12 protein-coding genes are annotated in these 15,071 nt (G+C 74.6%); 8 read left to right on the top strand and 4 right to left on the bottom strand.

Annotated elements, in window-relative coordinates:
• Nucleotides 1-115 precede the first annotated feature (115 nt).
• From AB0N63_RS00885 to AB0N63_RS00895, 3 genes are all read left to right on the top strand, one after another.
• Nucleotides 116-979: an isocitrate lyase/PEP mutase family protein gene (locus AB0N63_RS00885; protein WP_365522225.1), complete on the top strand. Its 864-nt coding sequence runs from the start codon at nucleotides 116-118 to the stop codon at nucleotides 977-979.
• Nucleotides 976-1,266 (top strand): hypothetical protein, encoded by a 291-nt coding sequence (locus tag AB0N63_RS00890; protein WP_365522228.1) that lies wholly within the window; start codon nucleotides 976-978, stop codon nucleotides 1,264-1,266. The genes AB0N63_RS00885 and AB0N63_RS00890 overlap by 4 nt, the downstream gene beginning before the upstream one ends.
• Nucleotides 1,267-1,737: 471 nt before the next feature.
• Nucleotides 1,738-3,339, top strand: coding sequence for a carboxylesterase family protein (locus AB0N63_RS00895; RefSeq protein ID WP_365522231.1), 1,602 nt, complete (start codon nucleotides 1,738-1,740; stop codon nucleotides 3,337-3,339).
• Nucleotides 3,340-3,725: 386 nt separating this feature from the next.
• Here AB0N63_RS00895 and mmuM read toward each other — a convergent pair whose 3' ends face one another.
• A complete protein-coding gene (gene mmuM, locus AB0N63_RS00900; protein WP_365522234.1) occupies nucleotides 3,726-4,655 on the bottom strand; it encodes a homocysteine S-methyltransferase in 930 nt (309 codons plus the stop codon).
• Between the two features lie 270 nt (nucleotides 4,656-4,925).
• Between mmuM and AB0N63_RS00905 the strand changes: the two genes are divergently transcribed.
• Nucleotides 4,926-5,384: a TIGR03618 family F420-dependent PPOX class oxidoreductase gene (locus AB0N63_RS00905; RefSeq protein WP_365522237.1), complete on the top strand. Its 459-nt coding sequence runs from the start codon at nucleotides 4,926-4,928 to the stop codon at nucleotides 5,382-5,384.
• 307 nt (nucleotides 5,385-5,691) lie between these two features.
• Complete coding sequence (locus tag AB0N63_RS00910) at nucleotides 5,692-6,060, top strand: VOC family protein (RefSeq protein WP_365522239.1); 369 nt, start codon at nucleotides 5,692-5,694, stop codon at nucleotides 6,058-6,060.
• Between the two features lie 82 nt (nucleotides 6,061-6,142).
• Here the strand turns inward: AB0N63_RS00910 and AB0N63_RS00915 are convergent, their stop codons facing one another.
• From AB0N63_RS00915 to AB0N63_RS00925, 3 genes are all read right to left on the bottom strand, one after another.
• Entirely contained in the window at nucleotides 6,143-6,946 is an 804-nt protein-coding gene (locus AB0N63_RS00915) for an alpha/beta hydrolase (RefSeq protein ID WP_365522242.1), read from the bottom strand.
• Complete coding sequence (locus AB0N63_RS00920) at nucleotides 6,943-7,581, bottom strand: TetR-like C-terminal domain-containing protein (RefSeq protein ID WP_365522892.1); 639 nt, start codon at nucleotides 7,579-7,581, stop codon at nucleotides 6,943-6,945. The genes AB0N63_RS00915 and AB0N63_RS00920 overlap by 4 nt, the downstream gene beginning before the upstream one ends.
• Nucleotides 7,582-7,677: 96 nt before the next feature.
• The gene (locus tag AB0N63_RS00925; RefSeq protein WP_365522245.1) at nucleotides 7,678-8,922 is read right to left on the bottom strand and encodes an FAD-binding protein; all 1,245 of its coding nucleotides are present in this window, start codon (nucleotides 8,920-8,922) and stop codon (nucleotides 7,678-7,680) included.
• 192 nt (nucleotides 8,923-9,114) lie between these two features.
• Here AB0N63_RS00925 and AB0N63_RS00930 point away from each other — a divergent pair, with 192 nt between their 5' ends.
• From AB0N63_RS00930 to AB0N63_RS00940, 3 genes are all read left to right on the top strand, one after another.
• Nucleotides 9,115-10,467, top strand: a complete 1,353-nt coding sequence (locus AB0N63_RS00930) for a radical SAM protein (RefSeq protein ID WP_365522247.1) — start codon at nucleotides 9,115-9,117, stop codon at nucleotides 10,465-10,467.
• Nucleotides 10,468-10,826: 359 nt separating this feature from the next.
• Nucleotides 10,827-12,329 (top strand): cellulose-binding domain-containing protein, encoded by a 1,503-nt coding sequence (locus AB0N63_RS00935; protein ID WP_365522250.1) that lies wholly within the window; start codon nucleotides 10,827-10,829, stop codon nucleotides 12,327-12,329.
• A 276-nt stretch (nucleotides 12,330-12,605) separates the two neighbouring features.
• Nucleotides 12,606-14,990: a phosphoketolase family protein gene (locus tag AB0N63_RS00940; RefSeq protein ID WP_365522252.1), complete on the top strand. Its 2,385-nt coding sequence runs from the start codon at nucleotides 12,606-12,608 to the stop codon at nucleotides 14,988-14,990.
• Nucleotides 14,991-15,071 lie beyond the last annotated feature (81 nt).

Below are 15,071 nucleotides of genomic sequence, written 5' to 3' on the forward strand. Positions count from 1 at the left end.
CTTGCCGCGGACGGCCGCCACCGGCGGGTCCTCCCGGCGTCCCCCGTCCCCCGGGCGCCCCGCGGCCGAGCCGCACCCCAGCGCCCGCACCCCCCCACCTCGGAGGAGTCACGCCTTGACGTACGGAAAGAAGCTGCGCGAGCAGATCGCCGGGCCGGGCACCACCCCGCTCATCGGCGTCTACGACATGTACTCGGCCTCCATCGCCGCCACACACTACGACGGGATGTTCGTCTCCGGGTTCGGCTTCGCCGCCTCCTACTACGGCCTGCCGGACATCGGCTTCATCGCCTGGCCGGACATGGTGGCGTTCGTCCAGCGGCTGCGCGGCGCCTTCCCCGCGCACCACCTGCTGGTCGACATCGACGACGGCTACGTCGACCCGGAGGTCGCCTGCCACGTGGTGGAGCAGATGGAGCGCATCGGGGCCTCCGGGGTAATCCTGGAGGACCAGAAGCGGCCCCGCCGGTGCGGGCACGCCGACGGCAAGCAGGTGCTCCCGCTGGATGAGTACCTCGCCAAACTGGAGCAGGTCCTGGCGACCCGGCAGGACCTGGTCGTCGTGGCCCGCACCGACGCCACGGACGAGACCGACATCCTGCACCGGGCCAAGGCGCTCGCGGCCACCGCGGCCGATGTGATCCTGGTCGACGGCATCCGCAGCGTGGAGTGGATCCGCCGGGTCCGCGACGTGGTCGGCGACAAGCCGCTGCTGTTCAACCAGATCGCCGGCGGCAAGTCCCCGCGCCTGTCGCTGGGCGAGCTGTCGGAACTCGGCGTGGACGTCGCGATCTACAGCACCCCCTGCCTGTTCGCCGCGCACGAGGCGGTGGACAGCGCCCTCGCCGAACTGCGGCGCGCCGACGGGCGGTTGCCCGTGGTGGACCCCGCGCAGGGCATCGGCGTGCAGGCCTCGACCAGTCTGCTGGAGCGCAACATGGCGCACCGGCGGCCCGAGCGGGCGGGCGTGGGCGCGTGAGCGGAACCTCACCCCGGCTGCGCACGGCGGTCGTCCTGGCGGCCGCGCTGCTGGGCGGCGCGGCGCACCAGGCGGCGGCGGACGACAGCTCCGGCACCACCGTGGGGAACAGCGGCCTGATCACCGTCATCGACAACTCGCACGCGGACTCCATCCTGGAGGTCGACCGCACGGGCAACCTCCAGACCGGCAGCGGAACCGCCGGCAGTGACCATGACGGCAGTGCGGTGGACATGATGGAGGCGCTGGTGGGCGCGGCCCACGACGAGGAGGAGGACGGCGCCTGACCCACTGCGGACGGCCGGGCCGCGCCCGGCCGTCCGCCCTCTCCGCCGTCCCGCCCGGCACGGATCCTCCGGCCGTCGGACCGGCACGGAGCCTTCGGCGTTCGGCGGGCGGTGCGTCACCGTCCCCCGCGCCTACGGCTTGCGGCGGCCGGGTGCGGGGCATGATCCTCCTGGGACACCACCGTGGGGGACGACCGGCCGGGCGGCGCGTCGGGCCTCCGGCGCGAGGGCGGGTGTGAGGGGGCGTTCGAGCCACTGGGCGGTCGAGCGACCGGACGGCGGCCCTGCGAACCGTCCGGCGTAGCGGCCGTGGCCCGCGTGGGCGGCCGGCGGACCGTTCTCCGGGCCGGCGGGTACGCCGAACGGCCCCCCGCCGGACCCGCGCGACGGAATACCGGGCGCCGTTGTGGTGCTCTGGTGTCACCGGTGCGCGAGCGCGGTGGAGCGGGGCGGCGAAGGGCTGGTGGGCGTATGGCGGCAGCGGCAGACCGGACGGGCCCCGTGGTCGGAACGCCTCACGGGGCGGTGCGCGGCAGGTACGAACACGGGGTGGCCGTGTTCCGGGGCATCCCGTACGCGGCGCCCCCCTTCGGCCCCCGCCGGTTCCGGCCGCCGGTGCCGCCCGAGCCGTGGGACGGGGTGCGCGACGCGGGCGCCTACGGGCCGACCGCGCCCAAGCCGCCGTACTCGGAGGCCTTCGCGCAGTACCTGTCCGACCCGGCCGTGGCCGGCGACGACTGCCTCAACCTCAACGTCTGGACGCCCGAGCCCGGCCCCGGCGCCCGGCTGCCCGTGCTGGTCTGGCTGCACGGCGGCGCCTTCACCCGCGGCTCCTCCGCGGTCCCCGTCTACGAGGGGCACGCCTTCGCCCGCGACGGCGTCGTCCTCGTCTCCGTCAACTACCGACTGGGTGTGGAGGGTTACGGACTGTTCCCGGACGCCCCGGCCAACCCCGGGCTGCGCGACCAGCTCGCCGCGCTGGAGTGGGTCCACGAGTCGATCGCGGCCTTCGGCGGCGACCCCGACCGGATCACCCTGGCCGGCCAGTCGGCCGGTGCGATCAGCGTCGGCGCGCTGATCGCCGCCCCGCAGGCGCAGGGGCTGTTCCGGCGCGCCGTCCTGCAGAGCGGGCCGCCGGAGGCGTCCGACCGGGACAAGGTGCGGCGCATGGTGCGGCGGATGGCGACCCGGCTGAAGGTGCCCGCCACCGCCGAGGCGTTCGCCGCCGTCGACCGCGACCTGCTGCTGCGCACCCAGGCGGAGATCGGCCGGATGAGCAGCCCGGTCCTCGGCGGTCCCGCCTTCGGGATCGTCGTGGACGGCGACCTCGTGCCCCGCAACCCTCTGGAGGCGCTGCTGGCCGGGGAGGCGGCGCGCGGCGCCGACCTGCTGATGGGCTGGACGCGCGACGAGTACCGGCTGTGGCTGGTGCCCGGCGGTCTGCTGGAGCGCGTCGACCGGCTCGGCGCGGTCGCCCTGGCCGGCGCCATGGCCCGCTGCCACTGCGGTCACGAGGTCGTCCGCGGCTACCGTGCGCTGCGCCCCGGGGCCGGCGCCGCCGAGATCGTCGGCCAGCTGGTCACCGACCACCTCCTGCGCCGCCCGCTCCAGCGCCTGGCCGACGCCCGCCCCGGGAGCGCGTACCTCTACGAGTTCGCGTGGCCCTCGCGCCTGCCCGGCCTCGGCTCCTGCCACGCGCTGGAGCTGGGGTTCGTCTTCGACACCGGCGATGTGCCGGACTCCCGCCGGCTCGCGGGCGAGGGCGCCCCGCAGGAGCTGGCCGACGCGATGCACGCGGCATGGGTACGGTTCGCCGCCGACGGCGACCCGGGCTGGCCCGCCTGGGACCCGGCCCATCCGGTACGGATCTTCGGCGACGGCCCTCCGCGCACCGGGCACGGCCCCCGGGACGCGGAACTCGCCCTGTGGACGACGGCCACCGCGGCCCGCCCGGCGCCTCCCGCCCAGACTCCGCCGCCCCCGCCGGAGACCTCGCCCGCCCGGGCCGCTGAGCTCCGCGCGGTGATACGCCGCCTGCGCCGCTCCGGCTCCGGCGGAGTCCGCGGCGCCTGACCCCGCCCCGGGTCCGCCCGAGCGGCCCGGGGACCGGGCCCGGGAAGGCCGGGGACCGGACCCGAGCGCCGGGGGGGGGGGACCGCACGGGAGACCAGATCCGGGGAGGCGCGGGACCGGCCCGGGAAGGGGGCCGAGCCCGGGAGGAGCGGGTGCCGGCCGGGGCCTTTCTGTGGATCAGGCCGGATCAGGGAGCGGGGTCCGGTGAGGGGGGCGCCTCCCGCGCCGTTCAGGTGCTGGGGGAGCATCGCGAGGCGGAGGAGGGCGGCACGGCGGAGCCATGGCAAGGGCGACCGACGACAACGCGGCGTGGGGCCCCTGCTCGAAGAACTCGGGGGGGAGCGGTGCCAGGGCACGCTAGCCCGTCGTGATCCGGACGAGAAGCACTACTGGAGGTCCGACAGGGTCCGGGCGATCTCCGTGATCGTCTCCGGGCCCACGCGGCAGCAGCCGCCGATCAGACGGGCGCCACAGGCACGCCAGCGCGTCACCCGGTCCGGGTGGAAGGACGGGCGGCCGGACCAGGCCCGCGCCCCCGCGTCCCAGGCCTCGCCGCTGTTGGGGTAGACGACGACCGGCTTGCCGGTCACCCGCGCGGCCGTCGCCACGGCGGCGTCCGCGTCCTCGGGGTCGCAGCAGTTCACGCCCACCGCGATCACCTCGTCCGCCTCGGCGGCCGGTGCGAACGCCTCCTCCAGCGGCTGGCCGGCCCGGGTGCGCGGGCCGGCCACGGTGTACGACAGCCAGGCCGGCACACCCAGCCCGCGCACCGCCCGCAGCAGGGCCCGCGCCTCGTCGGCGTCCGGCACCGTCTCCAGGGCCAGCACGTCCGGCCGGGCGGCGGCCAGCACCTCCAGCCGGGGCCGGTGGAAGCGCTCCAGCTCGCCGGCCGTGAGGCCGTAGCGGCCCCGGTACTCCGAGCCGTCCGCGAGCATCGCGCCGTAGGGACCGGCCGAGGCGGCCACCCACAGCGGCCGTACGACACCCCGGGCGCGCGCCCGCCGTACCGCGTCCCGGGCGAGGTCCACGCTGGACGCGATGAGCGCGGCCGCCCGCCTCCGGCCGATCCCGCGCCGTGCGAAGCCCTCGAAGGTGGCCTGGTAGCTCGCCGTGATCAGCACGTCGGCGCCCGCGGTGACGTAGGCGAGGTGCGCCTCGGTGACGGCCTCGGGCCGTTCGGCCAGCAGCCGCGCCGACCACAGGGCGTCGCCCAGATCGTGCCCGGCCGTCTCCAGCTGGTTGGACAGGCCGCCGTCGAGCACCAGCGTTCCGGCGGTGAGCGCGGCGGCCAGGTCAGGGGTGGTCTCGCTGGTCATGCCACGACGGTAGTGCGCTGCGGCGCACGGGACCGCCCCGGCGGGCGGGGTATCCGGCGGGCCGCCGAGCCCCTGCGGGACGAGAGCCCGCCCCGGCGGACCCGGGACCGGCCGTACGGTCCCGTTCGGGGCAGGAGCGCGCCGCCCGGCCTCGCGTCGGTGCTCCTCAGGGCCATCCGGGGCCGACTTGGGGAGCCGGGGTCCGTCGTGCAGGTGGTCTTGGGCCCGCGCCCGTGAAATGGCCGAGAGGGCAAGGACGTTGAGCACGTCATGACTCAAGGACCAGCACCCCGCCCACTGTCCGACGAAGCCCTCTCCAGCCTGCTCGGCAAGGGGCGGTTCGGCACGCTCGCCACCGTCAAGCGCAGCGGCCACCCCCACCTGACCACCATGGTGTACACGTGGGACCCCGAAGCCCGCATGGTGCGGTTCTCGACGACGGCCGACCGGGTCAAGGTCGGGCATCTGCGGCGCGACCCGCGTGCTTCGCTTCATGTCCAGGGCGGCGACGTGTGGTCGTTCGCCGTCGCTGAAGGCGAGGCGGAGGTCTCCCCGAGCACGACCGTTCCCGGTGACGCCGTCGGGCGGGAACTCCTCGGGATGATCCCGCAGGCTGCGAGGCCGCAGGACGAAGGCGCGTTCCTGGAGCAGCTGGTTGCCGAGCGCCGGATGGTCATCCGGTTGAAGGTGGACCGCCTGTACGGCACGGCGCTCGACATCGACGGCTAGGGCACCTCGTTCGGATCTCGCCGGGCTCGCGGGCTCTGGTGCCGTTCCCCCAAGCTCTTCGAGCAGGGGGCTCCGCCACTGCCTGGACGGCGTGGGAGGTGCCCCCGTCGCCGGTCCCCGCTCCCTGATCCGGCCTGATCCCAACGAAGGACCCCAGGACATCTCAGGTCCGTGCCGGTCCCGGACACTCGCCGGGGACCGTGACCGGCACGGTCCTCGCCCGCGGGACGGTGACGGGGGCGCCCGGGGGCCCGGGGCCCGTCACAACGCGCATGACGCCCTCGGAAGCGCCTGTCACAATCCCCGCATGACTTCAGCGATCCACCATGTGACGATCGACAGCGCCGACGCCTACACCCTGGCCGGCTTCTGGTCGCGGGTCCTCGACCTCCCCGTCCACGAGGGCAACGCACCGGGCGACGGGGAGGTGCTGATCGAGGACGCCGGGCTCCTCTTCATCACCGTGCCGGACGCCAAGACGGTCAAGAACCGGGTGCACCTCGACCTCCAGCCGCAGGACCGCACCCGCGACGAGGAGGTCGAACGGCTCCTCGCCTTCGGCGCCACCCTGGTCGACGACCGCCGCACCCCGGACGGCAGGGGCTGGGCGGTGCTCGCCGACCCGGAGGGCAACGAGTTCTGCGTGGAGCGCAGCGCGAAGGAACGCCAGGGCTGAGCGGGCCGGCGTCCTCGGCGTCGGCGCGCGGACGCCTGCGGCCTCACCGTCCGGGCGTCTGCGCCGTGCCGCGCGCGGCAGTTCAGCGGGTCGGGGCGCCGAGCACCTCGGTCAGCCGGTCCGCGTACGCCCCGGGCTGTTCGACGGCGCCGATGTGCCCGCCGGGGAACTCGGCGAACACCCCGCCGCACCGCTCGGCCAGCACCGCGGCGGTCCGGTGCAGCAGCTGACCTGCCGAGTCCGCCCCGGCGGCCACGGTCAGCGGCGCCTCGACGGGCCGCGCGGGCGGCGCGTACGCGGTGAAGGGCCGCAGCACATGGGCCAGGAACAGGGCCATGGGGGAGGCCGACTCCTCGGCGGGGGAGAGGGGTTGCCCGTCCAGCGGGGCCTTTGCCGTCGCCGTGCCGGTCGCCTCCGTCTCCGTCAGCACGGCGCCCATCAGGGCTCCGGCCGCCTGCGGGCCCGCCGCCCGGTAGGTGTCGTACACCCGGGCGAACAGGGCGCGTTGACGTTCCCCGTCCGGCAGCACCGTCACGCACGGGGGCTCGTGCGCGACCACGTGCCGCAGCCGCCCGGGGTGCCGGACCGCCAGGTCCAGGGCCACGACGCCGCCCGCGCTGGTACCGAGGACGTACGCCGGCTCGCCCGCCGGCAGCACCGCGTCGAGCACCCGGCGCGCCCCCTCGCTCCACTCCTCGACCCGCTGGTCGGCGACGGGCTGCCCGAGCCGTCCGTGGGCGAGGCCGAGCGGGTCGTACGTGACGACCGTGAAGCGTTCGGAGAGCCGGTCGGTCAGCGGTTCGAGGCCCATGGGGTGCCCCGCCCCGCCGGGCAGGATCAGCAGCACCGGTCCGGTGCCGCACACGTCGTAATACAGGTCGGTCATGGTGCGGTCCCCTCCTCGGGAGCCCCGGAAGCCCTGGACGCCTTGTGCGCTCCGGATGCCTCGTGTGTCTCGCGCGGCCAGTGGGTGAGCGCCGTGTGCAGCGCGTCCACGGCCTTGTCCCACGACGCCTGGACGTCCCTGGCCGCGTGGAAACCGCCGGTGGCCTCCAGCGCGCAGTAGCCGTGGAAGGTGCTGCGCAAGAGGCGCACGGCGTCGGTGAGATCGGGTTCCGCCAGACCGTAGCCGCGCAGCATGCCGTAGGTGATCTCGGCGGTGCGGCGCATGGCGGGGGAGTCGGCGGCCAGGGCGGGATCGACGCGCGTCTGGGTGGCCGCGTACCGCCCCGGATGCGCCAGCGCGTAGGCGCGGTAAGCGCCCGCGAACGCCCGCAGCGCGTCCTTCCCGGCCCGCCCGGCCACGTCGGCGGCGATCCGGTCGATCATCTCCCCGCCGGCCAGCAGCGCGACCCGGGCGCGCAGTTCCTGGAGGTTGCGCACGTGCGAGTAGAGACTCGCGTCCTTCACCCCGAACCGCCGGGCCAGCGCCGACAGGCTGACATGGTCGAACCCGGCCTCGTCGGCGAGGTCGGCGGCGGCCGCGACCAGCCGCTCCACGCTCAGCCCGACACGGACCACCACGGACCACCTCCCCGAGCCCTCCCAACCTAGGGCCTCTAGGCAGGAGCCTAGCCCAGGGAGCCGGCCGGTGTCCGGGCGGTGCGCGCGCGGCGGTCAGTCGTCCAGCAGCCCCGCCACGAACGCGTTGGCGAACTTCCCCGCAGGGTCCAACTCCTTCGCCAGTGCCCGGAAGTCGGCCAGCCGCGGATACCGTCCGCGCAGCGCGGCGGTCGGTGTCGTGAACACCTTGCCCCAGTGGGGGCGCGGATCGAACGGCTCCAGGGCCGCCTCCACCCGCCGTACCGCCGGGAGTACGGCCGCCGTGTCCTCGATCCAGGTGAAGTGCAGCGCCACCGTGTCCCGGCCGTGGCTCGGGCTCAGCCACTGCGCGTCGGCGGCGACGGTGCGCACCTCGCAGATCTGGAGCACGGGCGCCACGGCCGCGCGGATCTCGTCCACCGCGTGCAGCGCGGCGAGGGCGTGGGTACGCGGCAGCAGGTACTCCGACTGGAGTTCGGCGCCGCTGCTCGGGGTGAACTCCGGCCGGAAGTGCGGCAGTCGCTCGTGCCACGGGCCGGGCACGCCGAACTGCTCGGTGCAGTTGCCGGCCGGCATCCCGGGCACCGGATGCAGGGCGACCTTCGCGGGCACCGCCCACGGGAAGGCGGGCAGCGGATCGTCCGTGCGCCGTTTGAGCCACACCTGCCGGAAGCCCGGGTCGCGCCAGTCGGTGAACAGGCTCACGCTGTACGCCGCACCCGCCACCGCCTCGAAGTCCAGCCCTACCAGGGGAAGTTCGGTGAACAGGTGCTGCTCCACCCCGAAGGCCGGCACCAGGTCGAGGGTGAGTGCGGTGACGACGCCGAGCGCGCCCAGGGAGGTGACGGCCCCGTCGAACCGGGCGTCCCCGCGGGCGATCGTCACGCTCGTCCCGTCGGCCGTGACCAGCTCCACCTCGCGCACCGCCGAGGCGAGCGGCCCGTTGGCCACGCCCGAGCCGTGGGTGCCGGTGGCGACCGAGCCGGCCACCGAGATGTGCGGCAGGGAGGCCATGTTCGGCAGCGCGAGACCGTGCGCGTGCACCCGCCGGGCCAGCTCCGCGTAACGGACCCCGCCGCCCACCCGGACCGTGCGGGCCGCCGTGTCGACGTCCGTCTCGGCGGGCAGCGCGGCCAGCGACAGCAGGACGCCGTCGGGGCCGGGGTCGGCGATCTCGTTGAAGGAGTGCCCGCTGCCCAGGACGCGCACCTTCGTGCCGCCGGCGACCAGCGCCCGCAGCGCACCGGCCGACTCCGGCCGGTGCACCTCCTCGGCGGTGTAGGCGACGTTGCCCGCCCAGTTGGTCACGGTCCCGGTCATCCTGGCGTCCTTCCCACGGCCCTGCGGCCCGCTGCGGACCCGCGTCCCCGACAGTGCCACGTCATTTGTAAAGTGACAATACTAATTAGTCCCGGGCCATGGCGCGCCCCACTGGGGGGACCCGGCACGGCCCGCCCGCGGGCGGGGGCATACCGTGAGGAGTCGTACGTACGAGCCAGGAGGAGAGACCGGATGGGCAGCCGTACCGCGCTGGTCGAGGATCTGATGGAGCGCTTCCCGCACGTACCGCGGGAAGCCGTCTTCAAGGAGGACCTGCTGCGGGGTGGGGTGGCCTTCGACCCCTCCGCGCTCAGCGACAACGAGAACGGCGAGGTGAAGCCGAAGTCGTACTTCATCTTCTCCTTCGACCACGGCACCCTGCCCGAGCTGGGCGAGGCCGCGCTGCGCCGCCCGCCGGAGGAGATCATCCTCACCGGCGGCCCGTACGACCTGCGGCGCACCGTCGTCTCCGTACGGGTCAACCCCGCCTCGCCCTACCGGGTGGCCGCCGACGAGGACGGTGTGCTCGGCCTCTACCTCGACGGCAGGCGGATCGCCGACGTGGGCGTGCCGCCGATGCCCGAGTACTACCGGCACACCCTCTCCAACGGGAAGTCCGTGATGGAGGTGGCCCCCACCATCCAGTGGGGCTACCTGATCTACCTCACCGTCTTCCGCGTCTGCCAGTACTTCGGCGCCAAGGAGGAGTGCCAGTACTGCGACATCAACCACAACTGGCGTCAGCACAAGGCGGCCGGCCGCCCCTACACGGGCGTGAAGGACGTCGAGGAGGTGCTGGAGGCCCTGGAGATCATCGACCGCTACGACACGCAGAAGGCGTCCACCGCCTACACCCTCACCGGCGGCGCCATCACCAAGACCGTCTCCGGCCGTGACGAGGCCGACTTCTACGGCCACTACGCCAAGGCCATCGAGGAGCGCTTCCCCGGCCGCTGGATCGGCAAGGTCGTCGCGCAGGCGCTGCCCAAGGCCGACGTGCAGCGCTTCAAGGACTACGGCGTGCAGATCTACCACCCCAACTTCGAGGTGTGGGACGAGTACCTGTTCAAGATGTACTGCCCCGGCAAGGAGCGGTATGTCGGCCGCGACGAGTGGCACAAGCGCATCCTGGACTCCGCCGACGTGTTCGGCGCGCGCAACGTGATCCCCAACTTCGTTGCGGGCGTGGAGATGGCCGAGCCGTTCGGCTTCAAGACCGTCGACGAGGCCATCGCGTCCACCACCGAGGGGCTGCGCTTCTTCATGTCGCACGGCATCACGCCCCGCTTCACCACCTGGTGCCCCGAGCCCACCACCCCGCTCGGCAAGGCCAACCCGCAGGGTGCGCCGCTGGAGTACCACATCCGGCTGCTCCAGGCCTACCGCCAGACCATGGAGGACTTCGGCCTCTCCTCGCCCCCCGGCTACGGTCCGCCCGGACCCGGCCGCGCGGTCTTCTCGGTCAGCTCCTTCATGGACAGCCTCCCGGCGGCCGACTCCGCCGGCGACGAGGGCGTCAGGGAGACGGCGGGCGAAGGCGCCTAGCGCAGCGGGAGACGGCGGGCGAGGGCGCTCGGAGCGCGGGTACGTGGCCGAGGAGCCCGCGGCCGGGGGGCCGCCGGGGGCGCGCGGAAAAGACGTCACGAGGGGGCGGCGTCCCGGCGGGTGGCGGTGTAGCTTTTCGGACACCGCCGGACACGCGCCGGGCGCCTCCCCCGGCACGGGCGGAGCAGGTCGGCGGTGACGGTGCGCGGTCACGCGACGCGGTGTGCGTGACGGCATCCGGATGATCGGCTTGTCAGTTGTGCAGGAGCCGTGAAAGGCTCTTGCTCCGCTGCGAGGCGAACCCAACTGCTATTCCCCGAGGGTCGGTTGACTCTCGCATCCGTGGACGCAGGAGAGCCATGCCAGACCGGCCGAGCCCCAAGGACGCGACCGAGGCCGCGCTCTTCGACGAGTGCTGGGACGCCGTCCTCTCCTACGCCGACCTGTGCACCGCCGGCTCCGCCGCCGCGCACGATCTGGCCATGGAGGCGTTCGCGCTCGGGGTGCGGGAGGTGCGCGCCGCCGACGCCGGCGCGTCCCGGGGCCGCCGCACGCCCCGGTTGCCCGCGATCCCGCTGATGCTGACCGCGGTGCGCACCACCGCCGCCGCCTGGGAGGCCGAAGGCCTCGGCCACCGGCTGGACCCCGATCTGCGGCTGTGGCTCAACTCCCCGCAGGCCGCCCGTTATCCGGGCCCGCCGCTGCACCGCCCGCTCGCCCTGCGCGCCCTTCGGGACCTCCAGGAGGCGGACGCCGCGCTGCTGTGGCTCACCGAGGTGGAGGCCCTGCCACTGGTCGTGGTGGCCCGCCGGCTCGGCCTGGACCCGGCGGCCGTGTCGGGCGAACTGGACCAGGTGCGGGCCCTGTTCCGGGACCGCTGCCGCCGCGACCACCTCGACACGCCGATGGACGCGGAGTGCCGCAGCTACGCCCGGCTGCTGGACGCGGTCACCCGCCCGGCGGCGGCCGCCGCCGAGGCCCCCGAGGACCTCTCCCGGCACCTCGCCACCTGCGTGGGCTGCGCCGAGGCCGCCGCCTGTCTGCGCCCGCACGGCGGCGCGCTGCCCGCCGCGCTGGCCGGCGGCGTCATCGGCTGGGGCGGCCTCGCCTACCTGGAGCGCCGCCGCCGCGCCGCCGAGGTACGGCTGGGACCCCGTCCCCCCGTGGCGGCGAGCGGCGAGGCCGGGGACGGCGGCGGCCGGGCCCGGGTGGTGCGCGGCAGCCTGCTCGCCGCCGCCGTCGCGCTGTCGGCGCTGGCCCTGACCGTGTCGCTGATGCCGTTCGACGGCAAGGCGAACGACGGCGCGCGCGGCGACGGCGGCCGGCAGTCGGTGGCCGACCCCGGCGTCCTCCCGCTCCCCACCGGCCCCTCGACCGGCGCGACCCCGGCCGCCCCGCCCTCCTCGCCGGCCCCCTCCGCCGGGCGGCCGACCGCGACCGGCACGGCGAGCGCACCCGCCCACGACAACCCCGACCCCGAACCCCAGGGCACCGCCTCGCCCACCGCCGGCGAGGACGCGCCCGCCCCGGCGAGCAGCGAGCCGGCCGCGGCCTGCCGGGTCCGCTACCAGGTCGTCAACGAGTGGGCCGACGGCTTCCAGGCCACCGTCACCGTCACCACCGCCCACCCCCTCGACGCCTGGCGCGTCGCCTGGACCTTCCGCGACGGCCAGCGCGTCGGCCAGATGTGGGACGCCGAGGCCGCCCAGAGCGGCCCCCGGGTCACCGCCACCGCCACCGAGTACAACCGCTCGGTCGCCGCGGGCGGCACCTTCGCCTTCGGCTTCGTCGCCGACCGCCACGGCGCGAACTCCACGCCGTACGGCTTCCGTCTCAACGGCCGGGACTGCGCGGTCGCCTGACGCGGGTACGGCGGCGTCGGCCGGGCCGCGGCACCGCCCGGCGGTGACCGCGTCGGCACCCCGCACCCGGCACGGGCCACGGCCGTACGGCACGGGCCGACCGGCCGTGATCCGTCCCCGCCCCGACGGATCCCACCGCGCCCGGACCGCCCGCCCTTCGAGTGTGACCCGAACGGCCCTGTCGGGTACCCGGGCGGCCCCGGAGGGTGGAGGGTGTGCCACGTGGCATGTCGCGCGCAGCACGCCCACCGCCGCAGTCCCCAGGAAGGAATCCCGATGTCCGTCGAGACGCAGCAGGCGCCCGCCGCACTCACGGACGAGGAGCTAGCGGAACTGGACGCCCACTGGCGTGCCGCGAACTACCTCGCCGTCGGCCAGATCTACCTGATGGCCAACCCCCTGCTGACCGAGCCGCTGCGCCCCGAGCACGTCAAGCCGCGGCTGCTCGGCCACTGGGGCACCTCGCCCGGCCTCAACCTCGTGCACACCCACCTCAACCGCCTGATCAAGAAGCGCGACCTGGACACCGTGTGCATCTGGGGGCCGGGCCACGGCGGGCCGGCCGTGCTCGCCAACTCCTGGCTGGAGGGCTCCTACACCGAGACCTACCCGGACGTGACGCGGGACGCGGCCGGCATGGCGCGGCTGTTCAAGCAGTTCTCCTTCCCCGGCGGAGTGCCGAGTCACGTCGCCCCCGAGACGCCCGGCTCCCTCCACGAGGGCGGCGAACTCGGCTACGCCCTCTCCCACGCCTACGGCGCCGCCCTCGACAACCCGGACCTGCTGGTCGCCTGCGTCATCGGCGACGGCGAGGCGGAGACCGGACCGCTGGCCGCCTCCTGGCACTCCAACAAGTTCCTCGACCCGGTGGACGACGGCGCGGTCCTGCCGATCCTGCACCTCAACGGCTACAAGATCGCCAACCCGACCGTCCTGGCCCGGCTCCCCGAGGCCGAACTGGACGAACTGCTGCGCGGCTACGGCCACGACCCGCTGCACGTCACCGGCGACGACCCGGCCACCGTGCACCGCGCCCTGGCCGCCGCCCTGGACACCGCCGCCGACCGCATCGCCGCCGTCCAGCGCGCCGCCCGTGAGGACGGCGTCACCGAGCGACCCCGCTGGCCGGTGATCGTGCTGCGCACCCCCAAGGGCTGGACCGGCCCCGCCGAGGTGGACGGCCTGCCCGTCGAGGGCACCTGGCGCGCCCACCAGGTCCCCCTCGCCGCCGTCCGCGACAACCCCGAACACCTGCGGCAACTCGAAGCCTGGCTGCGCTCCTACCGGCCCGGGGAACTCTTCGACGAACACGGCGCCCCGCGCCCGGCCGTCCTGGCCGGCATCCCGCACGGCGAGCGCCGCCTCGGTGCCACTCCGCACGCCAACGGCGGCCGCCTGCTGCGCGAACTGCCCATGCCCCCGCTGGAGAAGCACGCCGTCGCCGTCGACAAGCCCGGCGCGAGCATGCACGAACCCACACGCGTCCTCGGCGAGTTGCTGGAGGACGTCATGCGGGCGACCGCCGAACGGCGTGACTTCCGCCTGGTCGGGCCCGACGAGACCGCCTCCAACCGCCTCCAGGCCGTCTACGGGGCCAGCGGCAAGGCCTGGCAGGCCGAGACCCTCGACGTGGACGAACACCTCGACCGGCACGGCCGGGTGATGGAGATCCTCTCCGAACACACCTGCCAGGGCTGGCTGGAGGGCTACCTCCTCACCGGCCGGCACGGCCTGTTCTCCTGCTACGAGGCCTTCGTGCACATCGTGGACTCCATGGTCAACCAGCACATCAAGTGGCTGCGCACCACCCGCCGGCTGGGCTGGCGCGCCCCCATCGCCTCCCTGAACTACCTGCTCACCTCACACGTGTGGCGCCAGGACCACAACGGCTTCTCCCACCAGGACCCCGGCTTCGTCGACCACATCCTCAACAAGAGCCCCGAAGCGGTCCGCGTGTACTTCCCGCCGGACGCCAACACCCTGCTGTCCGTCGCCGACCACGCCCTGCGCAGCCGCGACTACGTCAACGTGGTCGTCGCCGGCAAGCAGCCCTCCTTCGACTGGCTCTCCATGGACCAGGCCGCCGTGCACTGCGCGCGCGGCGCGGGCGTCTGGGACTGGGCCGGCACCGAGGACGGCAGCCGCGAACCCGACGTCGTCCTCGGCTGCGCCGGCGACGTGCCCACCCTGGAGGTGCTGGCCGCCGCGCAACTGCTGCGCCGCGAACTGCCCGAACTGGCGGTGCGGGTGGTCAACGTCGTGGACATCGCCCGCTTGATGCCGAGCGGGGAGCACCCGCACGGCATGTCCGACTTCGAGTACGACGGGCTGTTCACCGCCGACAAGCCGGTGATCTTCGCCTACCACGGCTACCCGTGGCTGATCCACCGGCTGGCCTACCGGCGCCACGGCCACAGCCACCTCCATGTGCGCGGCTACAAGGAGATCGGCACCACCACCACGCCGTTCGACATGGTCGTCAGCAACGACCTCGACCGCTACCGCCTGGTCATGGACGTCATCGACCGCGTCCCCGGCCTCGCGGTGCGCGCCGCGGCCGTACGCCAGCGCATGGAGGACGCCCGGCTGCGCCACCACGCCTACATCCGCGAGCACGGGGTGGACCTGCCCGAGGTGGCGGACTGGTCCTGGGACGGCTGAGACGACGCGGGAGGACCCGCGCCCCGGAGGCCGCCCGTTGGTGCTGGACACGGCGGCGGGCGATCCTGGGAAGCGGATCCC

The sequence above is a fragment of the Streptomyces sp. NPDC093260 genome, assembly GCF_040683715.1.
Lineage (GTDB): Bacteria > Actinomycetota > Actinomycetes > Streptomycetales > Streptomycetaceae > Streptomyces > Streptomyces sennicomposti.